Genomic DNA, 17149 nt, shown 5'->3' on the forward strand with positions numbered 1-17149 from the left:
CGTCTCAGGGGAGCGGCTCCCGAGATGTCCTCGCAGATCGAGGGCCTCGTCGCTACCTGGCTCGCCAGCCTGTCGGAGCGATTGAAAAGAAATGTCGAGTTCAGGCCGAAGCAGGTCAACGACCCCGTCTGGGGGACCATCGAACTGCTTCCGTGGGAAGTCGGAATCCTTGACACCCCGCTGCTGCAGCGGATGCGAGGCGTTAAACAACTCGGGCTCGCCCAGCTTGTCTTTCCCGGCGCGTGTCACGGTCGGCTCGAACACATCATCGGTGTGGTCGGTGCGGTCGAGGAGGCTTTACGAGCGCTCGGCCGCCAGATCGACCGCTGGAACAGGGATAATCCGTCCGGTCTTCTCGCGCCGGTCGAGGAGAAGGACCGATACGCGCTGCGCCTTGCCGCGCTGCTTCACGATATCGGGCACGGGCCGTTCAGCCATGCCCTGGAGCCGGTTCTGGAGGTCGAGGCTCCCCTCCTGATCGAGGGAGGCAGTCTGGACGCGGCATGGCGGCGGGAGATCCGCGCCGTCCAAGGCGAACTTAGGCGCAGCTACCAACTCAACGGTCTGCCAGCGGCCTCCGAAGTTCTGGCCGTCATGATGGTCCTGACGAATGCGATGGAGGCTGCCCTCGGAAACGATAAGCTGTTTCCGGCACGGTCGCGACCGGTAGGCGAGCTACTGGACATTATCGTGGCCGCGATCATCGGCGGCGTAGAAGGACCCGGCGTCCTGCCCTTTTCCGCTTTGATCAGCAGTCAAATCGACGCGGATAAGATGGACTATCTTGCTCGCGATGCTCACCACGCGGGGCTGGAGATCGGGTTCGACACGAGCAGGCTGCTGGCGCGGTTGGAAGTTCTGATCGTGCAGGAGAAGAGCCTGGACGCGTCCGAGAGCGCGCTTCGGGAGCGGGCGGCGAGGAGTCCAGAGGGACGCTTCTTACAATTGGGTATCGCCGCGTCCGGCTTTGGTTCCTTCGAGCAGATGCTGATTGGCCGGACCTTCCTCTACGACCGCCTCTACCATCACCACAAGGTTCGAGCCGCTGAAGCCATGGCTCAGCGCCTTATCCTTGTGGCCGAACGCGACCGAAAGAAGCGCTTCGGTTTGGACGAGATCTTCATCAGCGTTGATGACAACACGATCCTGCAGATCTTTGCAGACGAGGTGACCCACAAGGGCCTGAACCTCGGACCCTCGCCGAAATCGGCATCGCTGGCGCGGGGAATCCTCGACCGCAATCTGCTTCACCGGGCGTTTGCCTTTCGAGGGCGCTTCATCGCCTCGCCACCAGGCGTCAAGGACACCACCGCCGATGCAAACCGTCAGGCGCTCTGGGCGCGGATCGTCAAGAGTTTGGATACCGTCGCAGGCCGGTACGCGCTCGGGGAAGAGATCTACAACGTTGCGCTCACGTGCGCGAACGTCCTGCAGGCTGCAGGCATTCAGGGAGAGGGGATGGAGCGATATCGGAATGCTCTCGAAACGGGCGGCCCCGAGCACATCCTGGTGGATCTGCCGGCCCTGAAAGCGGACGCCATCCGCATCCTGGCTAGGTATCCGAACGGCGCCATCAAGGTCCCCGAATTTTCGTTCAACCCCGTAAAGTGGTCACACGCCTACGAGCTCCAGAAGCGGACGGGCTACGTGTTCTGCGCGCGAGAGGTTGTGCCGGTCGTCGCACTGGCGGCGAAGATCGTGTTCCTTAGCCGCTTCGGCGTGACGATGGCGCGGGAAGCGGACGGCTACATCAAGGTGTCGAGTCAGGTGGAGCCGTCGTGGCTGCAGGCATTGGTAAACGCCGACATCATCGACCAGGCCGTATCCGACCATCTCTCCGACGCGCGTCATTCGCTGATGACCATACGCGCCGAGGATCTGCAGGTCCCGGAAGGCTGGCTGCAAGACGATCAGGATTTCGCGGCCCAACTCGCGAATGAGATACAGCAGCGACTCTCCGGCGGGCTCACGGCGGAGCATCTCAAAGCCCTTGGCGCCACGCTCGCGGCGATGTTCGCGTTCGTCGACCAATGGTACGCTGGAGGGCGCGTATCAAGGCCGCTTGCCGACGAGGGAGAGCTGCAGGGGCACCTGGAACAATGCCTGCGTTACCGCGGTCTCCGCGTCGAGGAGGGTTCGGTCGTGGGCGGCGGCAAGCTCGATCTCTTTGTCGAGCGTTCCATGCTGATCGAGAACAAGTTCGAGGGTGCGGTGAAGAACCCCGCCGCAGCCGCACCTGCGGCGGGGATGCAGGGCCGTCGCTACGCGGTTGCGCTCGATTCTCAGGTGGTCATCGTCGTCGTCGGCTACGACGCTAAAAACGTCGGGCTGCCTTCGAAGCCGGCCTGCGTGACCGTGAGCGACATCAAGCGTGACGACCGGAACCGGGCGGAGATCCGCTTTAGCCTTCCTTACGGCGCTCCTGTCCCGTCGCGAGTTAAGCCCGACCAGGCTTGACCACGGGAGCGAACTCCCGCTCAGGCCCTCTGAGCCCTCAACCGAGCTCCCGAACCGAAAAGCCTTGGGCGGCCAATTTTTGCCCGACCTTGCTTTGCAAGGTCGATACGCCGTGGAGCGATAGGCACTGTTCCGCAGCTTCGGCGAAGGATAGCAAGGAGCTATGGACGTCACCCTGCACGTTCCCGGGTTGGGAAACATCACGGACGAAGACATCGGTACTCTGACACCGATGCGCGACGGCCGGTGGAGTGCGCAGACAAAAGCGCTGCTGGCCGAGTTCAAGACGAATCGGCTCGACCTGAACAGCGCGTGGGCGGCGACGTGGACCGGCTGGACGTGTCCTTGCTGCGGACGAGGCAAGCCGGAGATCGCTCGGGTGAGCGCCGGCGGCGTCCTCCTATGTCGGCTGGAGCGGCATCACGACCACTTGGCCGACCTGGCGCATTCCATCTTCGACCGCAGCAATCCGAAGACGAACGATCCGCGGTTCAACCTGGAGGCCGACCGTGCCCGCGACGCACTGACGATACTTGTCGAACGTTTCGAACCCGCGGTGCTCTGCCTGGACTGCAACCTTGCAGAAGGGATAGCCAAGCAGGCACTGCGCAACAAAGGGCTTCCGTCTTACTTCACCTTCAAACCTTCCGAGATTGCCGACTTCGTATCAGCATCTCCCAATCGCGTTCACGAGATTGATCTTGAAGCTGCCGAGCAAACTTGGTTGGCATCGAAGGATGATCTCGCCAGCCGCGATGCATTCCTGACGATGATGGTGAGCCGGGTCACGGCAGGCCTTCATCGGCGAGAGATAGCGCGCGGCCGCCAACCCGAGCCGCTGCTGGACCGCGACGTCGTTTTCCGGCTCTTCTCTCAAGCCGCACCGAAGGGTTTCCGCTTCGATCTCGCTTCCGCCGTCGAAGCTCGCTCAGTGTCACGAGACAGCAGCAGCAATTCTTCCCGGGTTCGGCGTCGACGCCCGAGCGCTGCACCGAGTGACGCCGAGTTCGCTGCGGTCGAGGCGGAGCAGCGTCCCGGGCGCACGTGGGTGAGCGCGGGTGAGGACTGGACGTGCCCGTGCTGCTCGCGCTCCAAACGTGCGATCTGCCGGCGCTCCAATTCCGGACGTTGGACAGCTCAAATCTTCGTCGTCCATGAATATCAGGCTGAGTGCGAGGCAGAGAATCTGGCCCACCGCCAGCTGGCGGCCACCGCTGCAGCCACCGTGGGATCGCACCGCGCCATTCTCATCTGCCAGGACTGTCGTAACATCACCACGCGGCTGCGGCAGCAAGCGCCGGACCTCGACGAGGCCTGCCTCACTCCGGGGAACATCAGAGACCTCGCTGGGTCTCCGACCGCGAATGCGGACCACGACGTAGACCTAACGCGAGCGATGACCCTCGCACGCGCCAACGCAGACCATTGCTTGGCTGTGGCTGACTATCATCGCCACCGCGTTGCAGCAGCTGCGGCGCTCGCTGACGTGGCGCTGCGCGTACGCCTCGGCTTGTCCTACGAAGCTGCCATCAGCGGCCTTGCGCGCGATGTCGATGAAGCCCGAGGACTGAATACGCAGCAGGCCGCTTATCACGCCGCGTGGTTGCTTGCTGAAGGACAGCGCTTCAAGGATCTCGATTTAGATGCGCCTGCTTAGGACAAGCTTCCCTTCCCGCCTTGGTCTGCTGATCAGGTGGGAGAGCCTGACGTGTCTGGCAGGCTATCTTGATGCTTCGGTTCGATCGCCTTAGTTCCACCTTTTGTAGCTGCTGCCTCGAACTGCATGACGAGATGCACGACGTTTAGCGGTTCGGCATTGTCGAGAAGCGGACGGTCGATGTGGCTCCAGAGCGCGACTTCGCCTTCACTGGCTCGTCGCATCCTGGTCTGGGATCGCGGCACCGGCACTGCCGCCGCCATCGCATCCTCGACCGCGGTGAGCCAATACTCTGTCGTCTCGCCGACCGTATACGCCAGCATGCCGGCGACACCCTTGGCCGGATAGGGCTCAGGCGGAAGCGTGAAGCAGCCAAGTCCCGCCTCGCCGAGGTAAGCTTCCGATAGGTCCTTCAGAGACACTATGAGCTTGGCTTCGAAGACGACGAAAGGCGCTTCGCGCCCGATCTGGGACTCTGCCTTTATGTCGATACGCCGCGAGTTCTTTCCGGTTCTCCGCCTGGAAGAGATGCGCGCCTCGCTCCGAAAAACAACTTCGAGAGAACGCAGGATGTGGTCGGGAGGAACTGTCTTCCTGTACTCGTCAAGTTGTTCCGCCAAGGCACAGGTCACGCCTTCTTCCGACGGAAGCCGGCGATGCTGCTCCGCCGGACCTGGGCGTGGTTTCAGAAGCGCACCATTTTTCGACGTGTGCTCCTGCCAGTAATCCGGATGCCGAACTCTCGTTACGGCTTCCTCTAAAGCGTCAAGGACGGCGTCCAGAAACCTGGCCCAGACGCTCGCCTGGAGGGGGCCGAATCCGCGTTCCGCAAGATGGACTTCAAGCGGCGTCACGCATCGGGTCCGCTGAACACGCGTTCAAGGAGGTGTCGGCTGTCGGTCACGGCCTGCTCCCGTGACCAGCGCGCCGCAACCAGCGGCTTCGTCACCGCCGCGAACTGTGCGGCAGCGTCGTAGACGAGTGACGTTCCTTCCAGTGCTTCCGAGCGGGCCTGCACGTCGCGAGAACGGGCGTTGTCGACTGCGTGCAACTGCGGCAGGTGACGGGAGAAGGTCACGTTGACGGTACCTGCGCCCTCTGCGCCGGATGCGAGCTCGACGCCGACATGCCAGCCCGAGGTGAGCGCGCGTTCTAACTCCAGCGACAACGTCTCGCGGTAGCCGTCGATCTCGACCGTTGTGGGCGTCCTCAGCGCCGTGAGTGGGAGAATGCCATTCTCGAAATTCAGTCGCGTAGTAACATATTCACGGGCGACGGAACCGAGTTCGGGCGAGAGCAGCATGAACTCGGGCAGGATTTCCTCCAATTCTGCATCGGACGCCGTCAACACTTCCGTGATGCGAGGGTCCTCCAAGCTCGTGAACGGGATGGGCAATCGTTCGAGATCGGCTGCTTCGAAGCGGCGGCGGTCAACCATCCACATCCGGCCGTAGAGCGCGGCGGCATAGCGGACGAAGTTGGAGTTGAGATAGCGCGCAAGCGCCTTGAGCAGTCTCAATCGATCCGGTGCCAGCGCCGTATTGGGTTCACGCTGGAAGTAAATGCCGATCAAACTTGAATTGAAGGCGAATGGCGTGGGGACGAAGTCAGCTCTATTCAGGTTCCGGGGAACGACCACGATGTCCCCCCGGAACAGGGAATCGTAGGGCGCATTCGCCCGCGCGAGGTCTTCCGGCGTTAGGCTGTAGCTCTTCGGTTGGACCGAGGCGCGCTTCTTCGTGAGCTCCGTTTCGAGGCGGCCAGGGCGAGGCTTCTCCGGCAGACCAAGGCGTCGAACGTAGTGTTTCTCGCCTTGGGTGCCGAGATGTAGGTCGTCCTGCAGTCCGGTCTGCTTCGGGGGGCCGCCACGGCGGATGGAGAAGTCGAGCTCTCGTGCGAGAGCGGCGAGTGTCAAGATCTCGCCCGACCGGCAGCGGTCGTCGAGATAGGTCGCCACCCGACGGTCAACCGGGCGCAGCATGAGCGCGCGGAACAGTCCTTCTGGGTCTGACATCTGCCTTCGGGGATGGACTTCGATGTCCATCAAGTCCTGCACGATGCACCACGGGCGCCCCGAGCGGTCGAGAGGAAGGGCCGAGAGGAGGGGATAGTGTACCCAGATAGCGTCGTCGGCGGAGGGCGTTGCGCGCCTGCCCACGACGGCGATGGCCGGATGTTCTGCGCCGGGGAACAGCTTGCGCCGGAGATGCGTCAGATTCACGAGGCCCGTCACGCCCACCTGTTTGATGAACTGCTTGGGAAAGCGGTTCGCACCTGGGCTCAGGAACGACTTGGCCGATAGGACCATGCCAAACACGCCGCCTTCCTTGAGGAGCGTGTCGTATCCGGTCCAGAAGAAGAGTTCAGCAGCGCGGTCACGGTCCATCTTTCGATGAAGTTCATGTTCCTCGGCCCAGGTTTCGGCGGTCTTGCCGATGACCCCGACCTTCTGCCAGGGTGGATTGCCGAGAAGGACGTCGAAACTGTTGGGAAATCCGGCGGGCCGGGGCGCTGTGTCGAAAAGATCCCGCGCCAAGAGCGATGTTCCGATCAGCGGGGGGAAGATGGTCTGCGCATTCGGGTCTCGTCCCGCGAGCGCCATCTCCGCGACGAGTGCATCGCCGCCGTATTCCAGCATGGTCAGGAACAGGCTGAACGCGGCGATCTGCACCGCATCCTCGTTGCGCTCGATGCCATAGATGCTGTCGACCAGGATCTGTCTCAAACGCTCAAGCGGCAGGTGCTCCCGGTCGTCCTCGTCAAGAACCGTTTCGAGCATCCGCCGATATGCGCCGACGAGGAACAGGCCCGACCCGGCCGAGCAGTCGACGACCTTCAAGCCCGGCTCAACCGGTTTTATATCGTCGACTTTGGACAGGACGTAGTCGACGAGAAAGGGCGGCGTGTAGAAGGCGCCGTCCTCGTCTTTGACGCCATCGCCCTCGCTTTCGAAGAACATTTCGTACACGGCGGAGAGCGTCTCCGTCCGCACAACCGACAGGTCGACCTCGAAGAGGTTCGGCTGGCTTACGCCGTCGAGCAGAAGCTCTCCGCCCTTGATAACGCGCCGAACCAGATCAGCCTGCTCTTTCGTGATGCGTTTGCGATGCGTGATTGGAAGGTGAAACACGCGACCGTTGAACACGCGGTCGAGGTCGTCGAGGAGATCCCACAGGCTTTGAAGCTCCCAAGCGTCTTTCGTCAGAATGCCTTGGTGTCCTCTGCCCGCGAGCCACTCGGGGGTGATGATTCCCCGATCCAGGAGACAGTAGAAGTAGAGCAGGCTTGCAATCAGCTTGTTGGCTGTCCGCCTTGGGAGCGCGCAGACATCGTTCGCTCCCGTCAATGCAGCGCCGAGCGCGCGCAATCCCCCGAGCAGATGCGCGTCCACACGAGTTCCCGCCGAACCTAAGTCGGACTGCGCGAACTGGACCGAGGCGCGGATGCTCCCGGCGCGGAGGTGACGGAACGGGAGGAAAGCCGGATTGTCGATGGGGCCGGGCGACGGAAGCTCGGATGGCCATGTTGCCTTCCAGGTACTTCCGGTCCACCCGGTCGAAGCATAGGTCGTCGCGTCGCACAACCAGATCTCATTCGGCGTCACCACGAGCAGGAACGGTACAACGCCCTGGCTCCAAACCCGGCGGTGGATCGTCCGTACCTCGTCCTCGGTGTTCGCTTGCGCGACATAGACCAGCGGGAGGAAGTCGGGGCAACCGCTCTGCCGTGTTGTCCTTCGCAGTCCGAACGCCCCGACGACCCCCATCGTTGCAACGGCTTGGGCCAGGAGGTGACGGCAGCCGCGGGCGCGGTTGAGCTCGTCACCCCGAACCCAATTCGGCCGGCCTTCGTAGTCGAGCCAGCTCAGCACCTGCTCGACCCGGCGATGAAGCTTCACCGAGTTGACCACTTTCCCCACCAGATCGGTACTTCACGATTCTAGCATCAAGGCCGCAAACATCAATTGGAACAAAGACTTCGAGGTATGGAGCAAATTGCTCAGCAGGCTCAGCGACTTAAGCCTGCCTAGCCGATCTCCGGGCTCTTAAATCGACCTTCAGCAAGCTGCGACACGCCGCAGCAGATGCGCCTCGGTTGGCTTCTTCGCACAGGTGTCACCTGCCGCCGCGTCGAGGCCGCCGGCCAGCGTCGTACCGACGGTTACGCCTTGCTGACGATTGCTCCTCGTCAGCGTCTGTCTGTTCTGGCCGCTGGGGGCCGCTTCGCCACGCCCGAGCAAGTCGCGGTTCGCCGCCCTGTCGGCTTCCGTGGCCGGGACGTCCGGAATGGCAACTCGGCCCTCCGCCAAACAAAGCCGCCGTGGGCAGTGACCGACGCGACCGGTTCAGATCCACTGGCCGTCAAGGTCCTACGCACGTCGCGGTGCCGTATTCCGAGGCAGCGGGCCAATTCGTTCACCAGGACGTATTCGGCGCGAAACGCTTCGACGTCCGCCCGCTGAAGCCGGCAGTACCCGTGATCCGACCGCGGTAGCAGCCCGGCCGCGACAAGCCCTGACATGAAGGGTTCGGTCGTGCCGATCAGGGCCGCCGCCTCCTTGTGGCTGATGCGAGCATCGCCGGGTGCGTTCGCGTTCGGAATAACCCCGGCTTCCCGGGCGACACGTGCCAAGCCCTGCATGCCGTGCACCGCGACGGCCGTCGCGAGGCAGCCGTTCTGTCCGGGGACCGTCAGGATGGGAATGGCGCCCTCTAGTATCCCCGTCAGCACCGCCCCCCAAGGTGGGGAGCCGCCGAGCCGCTTCATGGCTTTCGAGAGACGGATGGAGGTCCCGTCCGTGCTGCCCTCCTGCGCACGCTCCTTGATGCCCTGGATGAGCTTGAGCAGTTCGCTGCGAACGTAATGCTCCTGCCCCGCCATCGTAACAGTGACCGGACCTGCGACCAGGCGCAGCAAGCCGCGGGCGACGAGATCAGGAAGGCAGCTGCGGGGGATACCCAGAAGGTTGGCGGCTTCCTGTGAGGCGACGGCATCCTTCCGGAGCTTTGCCACCATCTCGACCGCCGATGCCCGAAAGAGCAGCGGCGAGCGCACGGCGGAGCTCGCGCGCCGAACCTCGATGTCAGGATGCCTGGCCAGGCGCCCCATCAATTTGCGAGTGATGCCGAATCGCCGGGCCGCATCCTGAGCCGTGATCCACTCGTCCTCACGGTGATTGTCTCGCCTCCGGATGAGGCCCGCGGCGGCGCTCACCGCCATGTTCGCGTCGATCTCCTTGCGCACGAGCTCCTTCGCCTCCGGTGCGAGATGCCCGTCGCGCGTGAGCATGAGCAGTGGCCCGAGTTCCTTCCGCACGCCGTAGTGCCCGGCGCGCAGGTCGGCCGCGGCGCGCGTCTCGTCCGCGAGTGCGTGGAACCCTCGCGGCCAGTCGATGAGTGTTCGTCCGGCCTTCGCGAGCGCGTCCGGCGTGATACGGGCAAAGTCGGCCAGCGTCTTCATGCGCCGCATGATGCCGCGAGGCGCGTCGGGCTCGGTCGTGACGGCGCAGGCCAGCGCCACCGCGAACTCGAAGATGTCCCCATCATCGAGGCGAGCGATGGCGTCCGGCAGCTTGCGGCGCTCCGTACGCCGTCGGTCGGGGTCAGGGTCGACGATGCCCGTCATCAGGCGGAAAGCATCCTCGTCGGCTATATGCGCAACCGGGCCGGCGTGATCACGCAAGTCGACGGTCGGATCGCCATCATCATCGACGCAGCTCTCGCAGAATGGAATGCCGAGCGTCCTGCGCCAGCGCAGCGGCTTCGTGCAGACGGGACAGGCGTCGATGAGGTGCTCCCTGCTTTCCGGGCAGATGGCAAACGGGAGGAGGGACCAGACCGAACGATGGTGAGGGGACCGGCGCAACGAGAGCGGCGAAACGCGCCGGCGTCCTCCCTCGCGGTAGGCCGCCCTGATCGCGACGCTGCCGAAATCGATGAACCCCGCGGAGCGCCCGGGCCGCGGCACCCCCGGATGCATGCGCGACGTGATCTCGCCCTCGTGCATCTTGAGCACGTAGGCGAGATGCGCGGCACGCTCGATCTGCGTCGTCGGGAAGGCTTCCGTGCGCAGGTTGTGAACGTCGGCCAGGCGGAACACGCGATGGAGGCTCTCGAACCCGTTGTGGTGCGCAGCACGCGCCGCGAGGCCGAGCAGGCTCTCACCGGCAATCGGTCCCGGAATGAGCCGGAACGGCAGCGGGACGATGCGCATCCCACGCCGGCCCGGAATCGTGAGACGGTAGTCCGCAAGCGGATGCGTGGAGAGCGCCTGCCTCATTTGGCGCTCCTGGTGCGAACACCGTTGCGGAACGGGTTGTGGTCCGTGATGCCGAGGGGGATGGCCCAGTTCTGCACAGCCTCATCGAGATCGTCCCGGGAGATCTTTCGGGCGCCGCGCCGGATGGCGCGCTCGCAGGCGACTTCGAAGACGTTGGAAGCGATCCCGATCACGCCGCCGCTCACGTCGTACATGCAGGACGGAATGTCTCCGGCGACCAGCCCCGAGCAAGACTTCATGATGCCGTGCTCGACGAGCTTGAGGTCGAAGCCGGCGCAATGGTCGAGGAACATCCCGAGTTCCTCCTTGAGCGAGACGTCGAGGGGGTTGAGGAAGATCGGCTCCAGGCAGCGGTTCTTGAACTGCGGGTTCTTGAGCAGCAGAGGCTTGGCCTCCTCCGTCCCGATCAGGATGAGCGGGCAGGTGCCGCGGATCAGCCAGCGCTTGATGGTTTCGGTCACGCTCCAGGCGGTTTTGCCCCCCTTGCCCCCGGTCTCGACGCCGGTCCCGTCCGTGTTGATGGTGTGGTGGATCTCGTCGAGTACGATGAGGTCGGTTTCGCCGACATCGCTGTGGTTGGCGGCGCGCCGCATCAGCTTGGCCGCGGTGCCCTCCTCGAAGTCGGGGTCGCCGTAGGCTTCCAGGATGTCGCTCGCGAGGGTCTTCACCCGTGCCTGCGCCGACAAGGTGACGTGCAGCATGGGCCGAAGGTCGTCGTTCCGGCGCGACACGGCGGGCGTCGTCTCGATGTAGTGCTCGATGCAGGTCGACTTGCCCGACCCGGACGGTCCGATGATGGGCAGGAACTTGTGTGGGGTCCGCTTTCCCTTTCGGCCCTTCTCGATCCATTCCTGCCGGTTGGCGCGCCCGACCTCGCGCATGATCTCGATCTCGCGCCGGATGCGCTCCAGGCGGGGATGGACGATGCGGAACTTGCGGAACTCCCGCCGGGCGTGAGCCAGCCGATCTTCCTGGTTGGTCATCGTGAGGCGTCTCCGTTTGTCGGGAAGCTCTGGGCCAACATCCGGGCCTTGAGCTTGGTGTAGTACGCGTCGGCATCCGGGACCTGCAGGCCGAGCCGTGCTGCCGCGAACGGGTCTTCGACGGCCGGCGGGATGGGCGGGGACGCCTTCGCCTGCGCGTGCTGAGCAGCGACACGGGCGAGCGCATCTTTCGCCTCTCTGGCTTTGGCGGCCCTTTTCTCCTTGCGCGTCGCCTTCGCCTTCGCCGCAGCCTTTGCGCCGCCCCGTCGCGGCCCGGGTTCGGGAATGCCGTCGTCCGCGCGATCCCGCGCGGCGACGTGCACGAGGATGTCGTTCGGCTTGAGCCCGCTCGCCGATGGAGCCTCGTGGCCGAACTGCACGACGTCGCCCCTGAGCACCGGCTGTGCCGGATTCATCAGACGGGCCTGCTTGCGCATGCTCGCGTCGCGGAGTGCGGGCGAGGCGGCCTCCAGCTCTTCGCGGAACCGGTCGCGCGCGAGGAGCCTGTCCGCCTCGGACTTGAAGGCGAGGTCTTCCGCGTCCGCGAAGCGCTTGATCTGGTCGTTGTGCCAGAAGCCGAGGCCTGGAGTTGCGGCGTAGAGCCTGTCCCAGTTCGGCAGGCGGTCGTAGCCGCGCGGCTTCCTGCCGGGATTCCACACGGAGATCGCCGATGCGTCCGCCGGGTTGTACTTGATCTTGACTGCGGCCGTTTCACTGGACGGACGCCGTCGCCGCTTCCGCATCGGGGTTGTTCCCGCCAGGTCATCGAGCAGCCGCGTCGTGATCTCGGGGTCGTGGAACACCATGTTCCGGAACTCGATACCCGACCGCGTAAGGGTCGCGTCCGCGACCGTGCCAAAGGCGGAGCCGAGAAAGCCGATGTCGTCGATGATGAAGCGGCGCTGGTTTCCGAGCGCCTTGCGCCAGGCGAGCAGCGGCGCCATCCCGATGCCGGAGTGCTTCTCCTGCGCATAGATCTCGTAGATCGCGAGATAGATGAACTCTTCCAGCTGCGAGAGGGTGAGCGCCCTCGTTTTTCTTGGGTCCAAACCGAGCTTACGCATCATGCCCGGGTCGAAGGGAACGCCGCCCGGCATCTTATCGAGGAGGATTTTCTTCAGCGTCAGGAAGAATCGCTCGACGATAGCCTTGTATTCGGGGGTCTTTACCGGCGCCCATTCGACCGAGATCGAGGCGTCCTCGCAGGCGTCCTGAAAGGAGACGCCGACCTGCGCCCATGCATTATCAACCACGATGCATTCGGGCTTGCCGTACAGATCGTCGAGGAGCTCGCGGAACTGTGGCAGCCGGTCGGCGATGAGATGCTTGCCCGACACGACCTGCTGCAGGCAGGCCATGATTGCGTAAAGGCTCTCACCCTCGAAGGTGATGACGACGCCGAGCACCACGCGCGTCCTCACGTCGATAGCAACGGTGAGCGTGGGGCGGCCTGCCGCGTACCCGGAGCCGTCGTCGAGCACGCACCAGCCGTCGACAACCGTCGAGTCGACGATGACATATTCAAGCGCGCGGTCGGCGACGAGCCCAGGGAAGATGCCCTTGCCCCGGCGTCGCCCTTCGTCCTCGCCGAACTTGGCAACGAGCTTCTCCAGCGATTGAGAGTTCTTGATGTAGGTCCGGACCGTTTCGTCGCTCGGCGTGGGCAATCTCTGCCACACGGAGCCGTGCAGGCGGGCACCCTGGACGTTTAGCTCCTTCACCAACTTGGTGATGTGAGCATGCGCGTCGAGCGGCGTGCGGGTGGCCTCGGCCCAGTACCAGGCGACGGTCTCGGCGAGCGCATGCGCGACGGGCTTCGGCCAAAACTGGCGCTTCCCCTTGCCGCGCATGTCGAACATGAGCCGGAGGGGGCGCTTGCCAGGTTCGCCGCGGCCGAGCGCCCGCTGAAGCGCGCCCGGGCTCGGGATCCACTTGATGTCCTTGCTGCGCGCTTCCTTCTTGTGGAGATCCAGCAGGCCTTTCAGGGCGACGTGGCCGTACCCACAGGGCGAGCGATCCCACACGCGGCAGAAGAACTGGCGCGCGCGAGCGTCGTCCGGTGCGCCTTCCGGCGGGACGTCGTCGATCTCCTCGTAGCTGAGCAGCTTCCCGGCGACCGGCTTGTCCGGCGGGAGCCGCCACGCCTTGCGCGCCGAATGCAACCTCAAGAGCTCATCCTCGGACTTCAAGATCGGGATCGCGCTCCCACCGTCCACGCGATGGAACATCAGCTGGTTGCCGACCTCGGCGACGTAGGCGTAGCGGCCCTCGGGGACGTGCCACTGCTCGCCAGGCTCGTAGTGGTTCTTGAGCGCCATGGTCAGCGAGCCCCCGATCTTGCAGGGGCGCGTGTCACCGGGGTGTCCGGGCGCAAGCGCTGCCGGATGTCGATGGCTGCGTTCCGACGCACCACGGCGGCGTGCACGAACACCGCTCCCATGATGCCGCCGCCCAGCTTTTCGCACAGGGCGCCGTAGGCAATGGCACCGCCGGCGGCTTCCAGGGCGTCAAGCACGGCGAAGCGCTGGGCAACCGTGAGTTCGGCGTCCTTGTCGGCCTGGATCGTCTTGGCCGTGTCGAAGACCGGCCGCGCGTAGATTTCGTCCGCCTCCACGACCGCGAACGACCATCCCAGGCTCGCGTAGACGTCGCGGGCAAGCTCGATCTTGAGCGCGTAGAAGGGGTCGGGCGCGTAGGTCTTTTTCACCTCCGTGATCGCAACTTGGCCGTCCGCCATATCGCGGCGCAGGTCCGGGAAGAGCACGAGGGGCTCGCGCATCCCGACAAACATTTCGAGCCGGTGCGGCTGGGCGAGGTAGGTCGCGACATTCGCATCCGCCTCGCAATGCATGAAGTAGTCGCGCTCGCGGCGATCCTCCCACGGCATTGCGCGGCGCGCCTTGGCGCTGCTGTAGCGGCCGGTAGGCTTGCGGTGGCGTCCGTTGATGATGCGGCGGATGGGACCACCGCGCGGGTCCGTGATTATGTTCGCGGTGACGCGCATCTGATGCGCCGCGACCTCGATATCGAACTTCATGGGGCGTCCTGCTGTTCGTGGGTGACGCGTGCGGCTCAGTGCTCCCAGTCCGCTTCCGGCACCCCGCCGGTCCACTCGATCTCGTGCGGCTCGATCGCGGCGATGCGCTCGGGGGTGGCGATCTCATAAGGTCCGTCGCCGGCGCGGATCTCGATGCTGGCAAAGCGCTCGACCGGAATGACGCCGCGATAGAAAAACCAGTCCTCGACGAAGCGAGGATTGCCCGCGTGGCGCTTCTCGAAATCGATGATCTGCTCCCCAACGCCGCCGCGCGCGAACGGCAGCCAGCGGCGGAGCCTGCGATCCGTGGACGGGATCACGACGGTGATGCGCACGGCACGCTTGTCGACCGTGCCCATGGTGGCCGGCATGCCCAGCGCGATCATCTCGGCGGTAGCGATGAGCGTAGCCGTCCCGTCCCCGAGGCCCTGATGGTCGGGATCGGGATCGAGGGAGAGCCAGGTGGCGGTGAGGGTCTTCTCGCCGCGCTGGCCGACGATGACGTCGCCCTTGCAGAGACCGCCGGAGGCGATGATGTGCGGCAGGTGCCCTTCGGAGGTGAAGTGGAAGAGGCGCATGTCGGGGGTCCTTGAAGTTCGGGATCTGGTCGGGGGCGGCCGTGCCGCCCGGAGGTGTGGGCCTCAGCTCTGCCCGAGCCGCGGACCGGCGCTGACGCGCGATCCGCCGTCGAAGGGACGGCTCATGTCGAGCGCGACCTCGCCCTTGAGCGCGAGGTTCGTGAGGCACGTCAGCAGGCGGTTGAGGCTGCTGCGGCTCCCGAGCCTGGCCCGGCGAGCGAGGGCACCGACGCTGCTGGGAAGGCCGTGCAGGTCGATGGCGGAGCGGACCTTCTGCAGGTCGACCTCGGTTGCAGCGCCGGCGCGTTCGAGCATGAACTCGCGATTGCGCCGCGGGATGCGGGCAAAGGGCATACGCTCCGTCCAGGCGAGGAAGGTCACCCCGTGCGACCGGTAGGCCGCCCGCAGATCCGCCGCCTTGCTGATCCAGGCGGGATCGTGCGGGTTGCGCTCCCAAGAGGGCAGGAGAGCAAGCGTGCAGACCTCGCCGCCGAACCGCCGGAACACGACGTCAGGAACGAAGACATGCTCGTGGCGCCCGCCGTTGCGCATGGCGGAGTAGGACAGGACGTGGCCGCGAGGGACGATCTTCTCCACGCTCGGGTCGCAGACGAGCATCTGCAGCGCCGCTGTTTCGAGGCTTGTCGCCGCGAGGGCCTGGCCGCCCGGCAGCTTCTCGGAACGGACGAAGTCGGGCACGGCGTTGCGCCCCAGCACGGTCGGTCCGAAGCTGAGCGCCTGGGGCCCGAGCCCGAGATCGGCCGGAACGATTGCCGAGCATGCCGCGACGTCGTCGTTGGCGGCCGTTCGGGCGGACGGGAGGTTGTGCGACGGGTTGAGAGCGGGCGTCGACGGAAGCGCGGGCCAGATGCCAGGAGGCGGCGCTTTTTTGACTGTGTGGGACTGGAGGTTGGCGAGCATGGTAGATCTTTCGTGAAGGACGGACAGGCCGCGGCTGCTGGCCGTAGTCCCGGGTGAGACGGACGAGCTTTCCCCTCCGGCGCGCGAGGGCGCGCCGGCTGCGACGGGAAAGGTCGGGTGGAGAGGTCCGGAACGGTGTGTCCCAACCTCGGGGGTGCAGGGCGGTTGGTGCTGCGAGCTACGACAGGAGCGGGCGGCCCGGGCTCCAGGGCAGCTCCCGCAGCGGCGTCAACGGGAAGACGTCGCCCCAGTCGTCGAAGTCGGGATCAAGCAGCTGGAGGTCCCCGATCCAGCAGGGCGCGTCATCGTAGGCGTGGTAAGACATCGTTTACCCTTTCGGAGGCAAACGTCCCGATTCGCGCCGAAACTGCCTGCGACAGCCCTTGCTTTGAAGGCGGGCTGCTGATACAAGACAGATTCCAAGGGCGGCTGCGCCACCTTTGGTCGGTTCGACCAAGACGTGTGAGTCACGATCCCGGGTGTTAGAGCTTGTTGAGGGATCGTGACGGTTCGGGCGGACGGCAAAAGCCGTCGCGTGACCTGGCGGAGCTGGCGGCTCTGTTCAGGATCGGCGATGGCCCGGAGGTAAAGGGCGGGGCTGGCAGGCCCTGCTGCTTCTCCAACGGGTAAGCTTCGCTTTCAGCGAAGCTGAGAACACGAGGGCGTGCGGCATAGCCGTGCGCCCTTTGTGTTAGGGGGGGGCCGCGAGCGGCCCATCGTCTGTGTCTCACGTCCGTTCTCCTAATCCTGTTCCGGCGTTCGCACTTGAAGGTGAGGCGGCACCGCATTGAGCGCGTACCAGCGCCGACCAGTCTCATCGTGAAAGACCTGTCCGGCACGCTTGATCTTAACCTTGGCCTTCTCCGCCGCATCCTTTGAGAGGCCGCCGTCGACGACGAGCTTGTTCAGTTCTCCTCCTGATAGGCCGCGGGGGCCCGCCTTCTCCAGGGCCTCGACCATGATCTGGGCGGCGAGGCTGCGCAGTCGCGGCACCGGGGCCGTGTTTGTGGCCGCGGCGGATGGGAGAACCGTGCCGCCCCCCCTGTCGAGCAGACGGAGAAGCTCGGCTTGCCTGATCCGCCCGTGAATGACGTTCTCGCGTGCGTCCCTTTCGGTGCGGGTCCAGAACTCCAGGTATCGACCGATTTCGGCAAGCTCTCGGTCGATGTCGTCCCGGTTCATGCGAAGTCTCTCGATTTTGCCATTATACACGACTAAGGCCCGGGATCCAGAAAAA

At 64.8% G+C, this 17149-nt stretch carries 12 protein-coding genes; 2 read left to right on the top strand and 10 right to left on the bottom strand.

The genetic code is table 11. The annotated features are described in order from the left end of the window. The first annotated feature begins 24 nt into the window (after positions 1-24). The gene (locus HJG44_RS17645) at positions 25-2457 is read left to right on the top strand and encodes an HD domain-containing protein (protein ID WP_171219659.1); all 2433 of its coding nucleotides are present in this window, start codon (positions 25-27) and stop codon (positions 2455-2457) included. Between the two features lie 163 nt (positions 2458-2620). Continuing rightward, positions 2621-4114, top strand: a complete 1494-nt coding sequence (locus HJG44_RS17650) for a hypothetical protein (RefSeq protein ID WP_171219660.1) — start codon at positions 2621-2623, stop codon at positions 4112-4114. Between the two features lie 32 nt (positions 4115-4146). Here HJG44_RS17650 and HJG44_RS17655 read toward each other — a convergent pair whose 3' ends face one another. From HJG44_RS17655 to HJG44_RS17700, 10 genes are all read right to left on the bottom strand, one after another. Continuing rightward, a complete protein-coding gene (locus tag HJG44_RS17655; protein ID WP_171219661.1) occupies positions 4147-4968 on the bottom strand; it encodes a hypothetical protein in 822 nt (273 codons plus the stop codon). After that, complete coding sequence (locus HJG44_RS17660; protein ID WP_171219662.1) at positions 4965-8033, bottom strand: Eco57I restriction-modification methylase domain-containing protein; 3069 nt, start codon at positions 8031-8033, stop codon at positions 4965-4967. Before HJG44_RS17660 ends, HJG44_RS17655 begins: the two co-directional genes overlap by 4 nt. Before the next feature lie 269 nt (positions 8034-8302). Continuing rightward, a complete protein-coding gene (locus tag HJG44_RS17665) occupies positions 8303-10393 on the bottom strand; it encodes a hypothetical protein (RefSeq protein WP_171219663.1) in 2091 nt (696 codons plus the stop codon). Next, entirely contained in the window at positions 10390-11376 is a 987-nt protein-coding gene (locus HJG44_RS17670; protein WP_171219664.1) for an AAA family ATPase, read from the bottom strand. The genes HJG44_RS17665 and HJG44_RS17670 overlap by 4 nt, the downstream gene beginning before the upstream one ends. Then, positions 11373-13694 (bottom strand): DDE-type integrase/transposase/recombinase, encoded by a 2322-nt coding sequence (locus tag HJG44_RS17675; protein ID WP_171219665.1) that lies wholly within the window; start codon positions 13692-13694, stop codon positions 11373-11375. Before HJG44_RS17675 ends, HJG44_RS17670 begins: the two co-directional genes overlap by 4 nt. Positions 13695-13696: 2 nt before the next feature. Beyond that, positions 13697-14380 (bottom strand): hypothetical protein, encoded by a 684-nt coding sequence (locus HJG44_RS17680; RefSeq protein ID WP_171219666.1) that lies wholly within the window; start codon positions 14378-14380, stop codon positions 13697-13699. 68 nt (positions 14381-14448) lie between these two features. Beyond that, positions 14449-14991, bottom strand: coding sequence for a hypothetical protein (locus HJG44_RS17685; protein WP_171219667.1), 543 nt, complete (start codon positions 14989-14991; stop codon positions 14449-14451). A 63-nt stretch (positions 14992-15054) separates the two neighbouring features. After that, the gene (locus HJG44_RS17690; RefSeq protein WP_171219668.1) at positions 15055-15912 is read right to left on the bottom strand and encodes a hypothetical protein; all 858 of its coding nucleotides are present in this window, start codon (positions 15910-15912) and stop codon (positions 15055-15057) included. 178 nt (positions 15913-16090) lie between these two features. Next, positions 16091-16237: a hypothetical protein gene (locus HJG44_RS17695; protein WP_171219669.1), complete on the bottom strand. Its 147-nt coding sequence runs from the start codon at positions 16235-16237 to the stop codon at positions 16091-16093. Positions 16238-16653: 416 nt separating this feature from the next. Then, complete coding sequence (locus HJG44_RS17700) at positions 16654-17094, bottom strand: hypothetical protein (RefSeq protein ID WP_171219670.1); 441 nt, start codon at positions 17092-17094, stop codon at positions 16654-16656. Between the last annotated feature and the right edge of the window lie 55 nt (positions 17095-17149).

Source organism: Enterovirga aerilata, assembly GCF_013044135.1.
Classification (GTDB): Bacteria; Pseudomonadota; Alphaproteobacteria; order Rhizobiales; family Beijerinckiaceae; genus Enterovirga; species Enterovirga aerilata.